Source organism: Flagellimonas onchidii (assembly GCF_004804315.1).
In the GTDB taxonomy this organism is placed as follows: domain Bacteria; phylum Bacteroidota; class Bacteroidia; order Flavobacteriales; family Flavobacteriaceae; genus Flagellimonas; species Flagellimonas onchidii.
On record NZ_SRXX01000049.1, the window covers coordinates 1 to 1678 of the forward strand.

The following is a 1678-nucleotide window of genomic DNA, read 5'->3' on the forward strand; positions in this document are numbered from 1 at the left end:
CCCCTCCAACAGCAGTCCTTTATCGGGGGCGGGGCTTTGTGTCCGCCCGTGACGGTGCGGACGGGTTTTGGTGGTATTTACCAAAGGTTGGTTTATGTTGCCTTTTGTAATTCTCGACGCACTGCGTCGGGAATCTGCGCCGTAGCTTTTTCGGGAGGGCAAGGGCGGTGGCCACAGGGCATAAAATTTGGGTGGCGGATCGGCAAATTTTGATGCCCTGTAAAGGCCGTTGCCACAATGTCGCCCTGCGCTCGGTCTTCCACTGCAATATTGACCTTATGAACCTTTTTTACTTAATGAAGACCGAAGGTGCAGGGCGGCCATGGCCTCGGCCTTTTGCCTCGTTGCACGGGGCGGCCACCGCCCATCGTAGGGAATTTCCATTTTTTGACACCTTATTTTGTTCGTTTTCGCATTTTAAAGGACAATATTGTCCATTGTAATTTGATTACAACTTGACCTCAATATTGATTTTTTGGCGATTCCTTGGTTTCATTAATATTAGTCTTTTTTGTCTATTAAAGTATTGCTATGTTTGGTTATATTTGTCCTAACTTATCTTCGATAAAATGATGGATTTTGGCGAACGTCTAAAAAAATTGAGGGAAGAGCGTGGCATTTCCCAATCGGAGCTTGCCCGTAGGCTGGAGACCAGCCCACGAATGGTGTTGCGATGGGAGAAGTCCGAAGTGAAGCCAAGCGCAGACCATCTAATCAACATCTCCAAGAATCTGGGCGTAAGTGTCGATGAGATCTTGGGGTTGGGCAGTCCCGACGACCCGTTATTACATGAACTTATGGCATTGGTCGTGCATTTGGATGACAAAAACAGGCAACTTATTTTAGAGCTAGTCCGCTCATTGGCAAATCCAACCTAAAAACCTCGTAAATAAAGTTCAGGCGTTCAGAATCCATAGAATCAAAGAAAAACAGGCGGAACGCCTGTTTAAAAAGGTAAAAAAGTAATGCAGCCTACGACTGCACTACCTTTGTGGGCAAGCCCAATTTTTTGGCACTTTTGATAACGCTGATTGTGCCTTTTGAGGATGCTAACGGGAATGCCAACAAACCTTGACCCATTGCGAGCATAAAGTTGTTGCGTATTGGGCCTGCTGCCTTGCCGAACTGGTGCCACTTGGCAGGGACGACCAGACAGGGGACGTGATTGGATACTGCCCATTGCTGAACCAAGCGATCTGCGCCCTTTGCACCCCCGCTGACCAAAACGAGGTTGGGCTGTTTTTGCAGGGCTGATTGTAGGTGTTTGTTGATGATTTTGGAGTTGCTAAAGTTGCGTGAGCCAGAGACTACGAGAAAAAAAGCTGATGTTGCCATGATGTTATGTTTTAAAATTACGGGCTGCCATCTGCCACCAAAGACGGCATTGGGGCAAAACTTTGCGGATATATTTTTGGACGCACAGCGTCTTTGCATTCATACCTGATTTTTTAACCAACTGCCTCTTTGAGGCCAAAAATATATGCGCAAACTCTGCATGGTTTTGACCGTATGCCGTGGTGGCTACATTTGCCCCTAATTTTAAGACATGGCATGGTGGCGACACTCTTTTACGGGTTAGTTCTTGTCCCGTCCAACTTAAAAAAGGACTAAGAAACTATCCGAAAATACTATGACCGTAAACCGCCCCGCCCCCGATAAAGGACTGCTGTTGGAGGGG

The 1678-nt window shown here is 47.1% G+C and carries 2 protein-coding genes; one reads left to right on the forward strand and one right to left on the reverse strand.

Annotation, left to right across the window (positions count from 1 at the left end; translation table 11 throughout):
- Window positions 1–569: 569 nt before the first annotated feature.
- Window positions 570–878: a helix-turn-helix domain-containing protein gene (locus E4661_RS18925; protein WP_136469026.1), complete on the forward strand. Its 309-nt coding sequence runs from the start codon at window positions 570–572 to the stop codon at window positions 876–878.
- A gap of 94 nt (window positions 879–972) precedes the next feature.
- Here E4661_RS18925 and E4661_RS18930 read toward each other — a convergent pair whose 3' ends face one another.
- Window positions 973–1434, reverse strand: coding sequence for a DUF2493 domain-containing protein (locus tag E4661_RS18930; protein WP_136469027.1), 462 nt, complete (start codon window positions 1432–1434; stop codon window positions 973–975).
- Between the last annotated feature and the right edge of the window lie 244 nt (window positions 1435–1678).